General features: G+C 40.3%; 5 protein-coding genes, 1 pseudogene and 1 riboswitch. Of the genes and pseudogenes, 1 reads left to right on the plus strand and 5 read right to left on the minus strand.

Annotated features, from left to right (window positions below):
- Positions 1-510: 510 nt before the first annotated feature.
- Entirely contained in the window at positions 511-750 is a 240-nt protein-coding gene (locus HMPREF0673_RS05905; RefSeq protein ID WP_157591646.1) for a DUF6364 family protein, read from the plus strand.
- Here the strand turns inward: HMPREF0673_RS05905 and HMPREF0673_RS14700 are convergent.
- The 5 genes and pseudogenes from HMPREF0673_RS14700 to HMPREF0673_RS05930 all read right to left on the minus strand — a co-directional run bounded on the left by HMPREF0673_RS14700 (position 747) and on the right by HMPREF0673_RS05930 (position 5,972).
- Positions 747-956 carry a peptidase associated/transthyretin-like domain-containing protein gene (locus tag HMPREF0673_RS14700; RefSeq protein WP_007899409.1) on the minus strand — a complete coding sequence of 70 codons (210 nt, stop codon included), beginning with the start codon at positions 954-956 and terminating at the stop codon, positions 747-749. The genes HMPREF0673_RS05905 and HMPREF0673_RS14700 overlap by 4 nt on opposite strands.
- A 202-nt stretch (positions 957-1,158) precedes the next feature.
- The gene (locus tag HMPREF0673_RS05915) at positions 1,159-2,100 is read right to left on the minus strand and encodes an ORF6N domain-containing protein (RefSeq protein ID WP_007899410.1); all 942 of its coding nucleotides are present in this window, start codon (positions 2,098-2,100) and stop codon (positions 1,159-1,161) included.
- A gap of 229 nt (positions 2,101-2,329) precedes the next feature.
- A pseudogene (locus HMPREF0673_RS13345) lies at positions 2,330-3,118 on the minus strand (GLPGLI family protein); the annotation flags it as partial.
- A gap of 36 nt (positions 3,119-3,154) precedes the next feature.
- A complete protein-coding gene (locus HMPREF0673_RS05925) occupies positions 3,155-3,940 on the minus strand; it encodes an immunoglobulin-like domain-containing protein (protein WP_007899413.1) in 786 nt (261 codons plus the stop codon).
- Positions 3,941-4,124: 184 nt separating this feature from the next.
- A riboswitch (SAM-I-IV-variant riboswitch) is annotated at positions 4,125-4,230 on the plus strand.
- 383 nt (positions 4,231-4,613) lie between these two features.
- Positions 4,614-5,972 (minus strand): ATP-binding protein, encoded by a 1,359-nt coding sequence (locus tag HMPREF0673_RS05930; RefSeq protein ID WP_040596531.1) that lies wholly within the window; start codon positions 5,970-5,972, stop codon positions 4,614-4,616.
- Positions 5,973-6,044 lie beyond the last annotated feature (72 nt).

A 6,044-nucleotide genomic window follows, 5' to 3' on the forward strand; every position in this document is an offset into this window, starting at 1 on the left:
TAGGGTGTCAACCTTATTTAAAAAAAGACAATTAGAAGTTTCCAAAACATCATATCATTCACCACGTAGGTGCATATATCGTCAAGATCGGGTAGAGAGTCGGCATTTGTCAATTTGATGTCGCATTTCTTGCAGAAATCACTGGAATGCTGCGTCGAGCATTGAGTCTGTTAGTATCATAAATTTCAGTTTTTGCTTACAAGTTTAGATAAAATTTCCGAATTGTAAGCCAGTTGGGATAAAAACAGAAATGGATATCTCCGAGTGCTCGCTGATAGGCTGGGAGATAGGCTGGCAGATAAGTCGTTTCGGCGCTTATCTGCCAGCCTTTATTCTGTTGATACACAGTGAGATGTGTCGTTGCTGGAAGATATGGCAGATATTTTCACCAACTCGATTTTTGTATAACAATCTGTTGAGAACCCAAACAGCAATAATTCTCCGAAAAGATTTTGCCGTTTGGATTTAATGTTGTAGATTTGCGGTATTAAAATGCATGGAGGATTATTTATGAATACAATAACTATAGACAATAACACATATAATAGTATTGTCAGATATGCTCAACAGAACAATATTAGTGTATCAGAAGCAGTTGTGACAGGATTGAATTCCTTTTTGGAGAAATTTAAGGAAAAGGTTTCTACGAAAGAAAAATATTACATATCCCCTGAAGTGAAAGCTTTGGAGGTTGGTTTTGAATGTCCTCAAGATTTGTCAGATGACTACAGAAAAGAGCATGTGATTTAATATAGTTTTGCATTATGAATAGTCAGCTTATATTCACCCTTATCGCTTGTGAGACAATACGCCACGGTTGACTTGCTCTCAGTCGATGCCACAACAGAGGCACCTACCAAGAGTTCTCCTTTCTTACCCTTCACCTTTCCTGTGAAGGTTTGTGCATAGAGCGAAAGATTTGTTAGCAGAAGTAAAGTAAAAACGGCAATTCTCATTCTTTATCCAAATGGTTATATTTAGGCACTTCAACCTCGTTATCGACTTTTGCATCAGTGCCAGAAACAGTATAAACAATCACTTTTTCACCCGATGCCCTTTGACTAAGAGTTTTTCTATGTTATTCAATAGTACGAGAAACAATCCACAAACGAGAATGTTCTGCTATACGTATAGTAGTGTATTACCCTTTGTTGTGTATTACCCTTTGTTGATTCTTTCCACCAATTCGTCTGGTGTAAGTATCTCCATCTTGGAGAAACCAAACCACTTCTTGCCAAAGTCCTTTATGGATGCACCTATGTGATACACATCATCGTCTATACAAAGGAAGCGGTCATGTGATAAACGGAATGTTTCAACGTCAATCGGTGCATATTGAGCATTATGACGGTCTATGTCGAGTTGGAACTGACGGCTTATCTGCTGAGTGTAGATGATTGCAGACACGCTATTTCCTCTTTTATCAAGCAATGTCAATACTGTCTCATCAACATAGTTGTCGATAAGGATAATACGTTTCTTTGCACTCTTAATCAAGTCGGACACGAAAGTATAGGCATCATAAACTTGCCCATTGTAGAACACACCTTGCTTCGGTTTTGCGTTGCCTTCGTCCAATCTGCGGAATACCTCGTCAATGCGTTTGTCTGTTTCTTGCTGATGTTGCTGCATTTCCAGTTGATGGTACTCCATTGTTTCCAAGCGGCTGAACACAGAAGCGTTGTTTACCATAAAATGGCGCATGGAAACAAAGGCTCGCATTATTCGAATATTCACCTCAATCGCAGTGTCAGAACGTAAAACACTACTAAGCATAGCGACTCCGTTTTCAGTAAATACGTAAGGCATGTATTTCAAATGTTGTCCGCGTCCTTCGTTTAAGGTCGCAATTTGCGACCTTAAACATTCGTCCTTGGTCAATTGAAACATGAAATCTTCTGGAAATCGTTTAATATTACGTTTTACTTGCTCATTAAGACGCTTTGTTTCAACGCCATAAAGTGTGGCAAGGTCACGGTCAAGCATAACTTGTTGTCCTCTAATTACTTTTATTAGAGACTCTATATTATCTACAACAACCAACTGGTCACGATTTGTGACCAGTTCGCCATTCTCTGTCTTTACTATTATATCTGTCATATTTATATCAATTATCAAAATCACAATTTGTGACTTTAAACGTTTTGTTATATTGTGTACAAAAGTAGTGCTTTTAGTCTTTAAACTACTATCACACGAAACCTTTCTTTGAAAAGGACGTAAAATCAATAGTATTATTGCGATGATCGCATTTTTAGTAATCGCTTCACTCGTTGTACGGTACTAACCCCTTTACCACTCAACTTCGCCACATCCCTAATGGATATCATTATTCGTATTTATCCATTAAGCAGGCATTGAAAGTCCTTTGTGCCTTAGGCGGTTCGCTATATTCACTGCCTTGCAAGCGGTTTGTAGTATTCCATTGGTCTTTCCAGTAATCTTCAAGCAGACGTTGCAACTTGGCAGGAGTTGAACGCAAGTAACGCTTGGGGTGAAAGCTGATGGTTGCTGTTTGCCGCATCTGCTCTATGCCTGTAGCAACAAACGAGAATTCATGTCGGCTTTCAGAAGCCGCCAATATGAGTCCGGGCAAACCACCTAACTTCCATGGACCATTATCAAAAGGCAGGTCCAACGAATACCACGCTGTCCAAGTGCGCCCACGGAACTGACAAACGGCTTTATGGCAGGGATAACCTATAATAATAGTGTCACCATCGGCAAGTTCCCAAGAAAACATCGGAATGGATTCCTCATAACAGAAGAAAAAGTCATTGTGCAGGACATCCGTATAAGTGAGAGTGCCCTTCTGTGGAATGTGCTTATAAACTTCATACTCGCGTCCTTTCTTAGAGCCAAACGTATTTGCCAGGAACTGCAAATAGTTCATAGGGTCGGCATTCACACTCTTCACAGAATCACGCTGATGCAGAAACTGCTCAAACCGTTGGCTATAAAACCGAGACGAATGTCTCCCTATATCCAACAGATTTATATCATCATACGCTTCCTTTTGCTCCTGCGTATGTTTATACAATGCACGATACTGTACACGCACACTTACCTTGTCCACCACATCTTGGGAATGGACGCATGCTGCAAAAAAAAGCCAATAAACTGAAAAGTATTTTCATAAGCTATATTTTATTATTCACTCCAACTCAAAGGTTGTCATAAGCAGCACCTTATTGCCATCTATGTTTTCTTCGTAAAAGAAGCGATAGATGCCAGGCTTGTTTGGCAGAATATCGGGAAAAAGATGAGCAGTTATGGTGGCGCTTTGACCATCGCTTAATATATGCCCAATAGCATTGAATAGGCAGTCAGTTGGTAAAATAAACCAATTACCATCCCTACCTTGGGCTGTGATGCTATATGCTTCGCCATACATGAATTCTTTGCCACTATGGTTGGTAATAGTGATTTTGATTTCTGTACTACCCAAAGGATAGGAGGGACTCTCTGCCTTGATGGAAATACCATTATAAGAGCTTACTCCTGTTTTATTATCTATGACAGGGTCGAGTTTGTCTCCAAACTTAATGACAGACGAGTTGTATATCTGATTGCGAAACTCCTGTTGCTTCTCCTTGGTGTTCCAGCGGAGTGAAACATCTATGGAGTTGTTTCCTATTCCAAATCCAACGATATTTCGCCAGGCTGAAGAATTGTCTGCCGACAAAAACTTCCTTTCAAGTGTTCGCATAATTTGATTTAGTTCCTTTTGGGAATATTTCCGCATCGAAGCCTTGCGATAAATTTTCTTCTTACCACCAGCGACCTTTTTCTTACCACCAGCGACTTTCTTTGTGCTAATGGTCGCTACCTTCTTTTGTTGAGCAGCAAATGACAGTTTGCAAGCTGCAAAAGCTGTTTGCATTGAAAGGATCATTGTAAATCCTAATATTATTGCATTGAGTTTTGTCTTCAATTTCATAGTTGTCAGCAATAATAATTTAACATGTAGAGAAATATGAACTCTTATAGCATATTTCTTTTCTTATGAGAAAAGTTTAATTTCTTTTGCAAATATACTGTATTTTAGTTTATCATACAAATGATACAGCCAGAAATAATCCATCATTTTCTTTGCCCATCCCATTTTTTTTATACCTTTGCCCCCGAAACATCAAGAGCAGTATAAGAATCTGCACCAACCGAGCATGACAGCCACGGTGGTAAAGATACGATGTGGGAATAAGTTTAATTTCAAAAATAAGTCATTATGAACAATCACTTGCTCTAATATACAGAATTCTGCCCTTTTATATTTTCAAACGATTGTAGCTTCTAACATTTTATGAAAACATTTTGCCGTATGGATTTAATGTTGTAGATTTGCGGTATTAAAATGCATGGAGGATTATTTATGAATACAATAACTATAGACAATAACACATATGTGCATACAAATATAAGTATGCGAAAAAATGTGTCAGAAATATCAGCAGACGCATAGTTCGTTATAAATCAGAGAGTTGAGGGCTGATAGATAGCTGTTCGGTCAGGGTTATCTGCCAGCCATCTACCAGCCCCCATTTGCCATCTATCAGCCTTCATCGGCAATCAGCCGGCCTCCATATGTCATCTACCAGCCAAACATCGGCTATTTACCAGCCATTTATCAGCCATTTGTCAAGTATCCTGTCGAGCATTCCTATGTAATAGAAAGGAAGGTTTATTAGTCGGAAAGTTTTACCGTTTGGAGTTGTCACTTCGTCTATGCTATATTTGCCGGACCATATCCTAACGGCGATGCCGGTTGCTTCAGTTGTGTCCATAAACGAATGCAGTGATCGAAGGTGGGCATTGGTGCCCGACTTCACCTCGATAGGTACTATAGTGGCGTTATGCTGCCATACGAAATCAACTTCGGCTGTGGCTCCCTTTCTGTCTCTAACCCAGAAATACTGTTCGTTTCTGTAGTTGCGGTCGAGCACGATGCGTAGTTCTTGGGCTACAATCTGTTCTGCAGCATGTCCTTTCCATACATCAAGCAGCGAGCTGTTCTGTAAGTATTCGGTTTGTATATCAACCGAGAAATTCATTATTCCAGAGTCGAGCCATATCAGTTTTGGTTGTCGTGTAAGTGCAGGTATTGCTGGAGCCTTCACTGTTGTTACTGGATAGTCGAGACTGAGTAGAAATGCGTTTTGCAGCACTTCAAGCGCCTCATGTACCTCCTTACTCGTGTAGTTGCTGCCGCCGAAGCGGTTGAACGTAATGGTCTGTCCAGCCTCTGTCCATCCGTGTGTAAGCAAGTGGCGTATCACGTTCACTTGATTGGCGTTCTTTGCATATTTCTCAACATCCTCGTTGTAACCGTTAAGCAATGATCGGTATATTGGCGAAAGCCTTGAGACATCCTCATTTGTGGTATACTCTACAAGAGCTTCTGGCATACCTCCAACGAGTGTGTACTTGTTGAAAAGGGCTATGAGCATATCGTGGTAGATAGGCGAGACGTTTAGCTGGCGTATCATCTCTGCCAAAGGTTCGTTAGCTGTAGCGTTCAAAAATTCGAGGAACGAACATGGACGTAGCGACATGTATTCCACACGTCCTACCGGAAATGATATGCGTTGCTTTATAAGTGTCTGTAGCCTTGACCCGGCAGCTACGATGTGCAGCCATGGCATTTCTTCATAGAAATAGCGGAGCAGTCCTACGGCTTTAGGTTCGTTTTGTATCTCGTCAATGAACAGCAATGTGCGTTTGCTTTTGTCTGCAACAATCTTTTTTTGCAGACATATATACTGGAATATTTCAGCCACATTGTCTGATATGCCGAATGCCTTGGCATCGCTACTTTGCTCAAGATTCAACTTTATATAGCAGTCGTACTGCTTGCTGAATTCGTCAATAAGAGTAGTCTTTCCAACTTGTCGTGCTCCGCGTAATACAAGAGGTTTCCTGTTCTTACGTTTGCCCCATTCGGTCAAATCTTCGATTAATAGTCTGTGTATCATAATAGTTATATCGTTAATTTGTATTGCAAAGATACAGCTTTTTCCTAAAACATAGGCAAAATCGAAGTAAAA

Origin of the sequence: Leyella stercorea DSM 18206 (assembly GCF_000235885.1) — a bacterium.
GTDB lineage: Bacteria > Bacteroidota > Bacteroidia > Bacteroidales > Bacteroidaceae > Prevotella > Prevotella stercorea.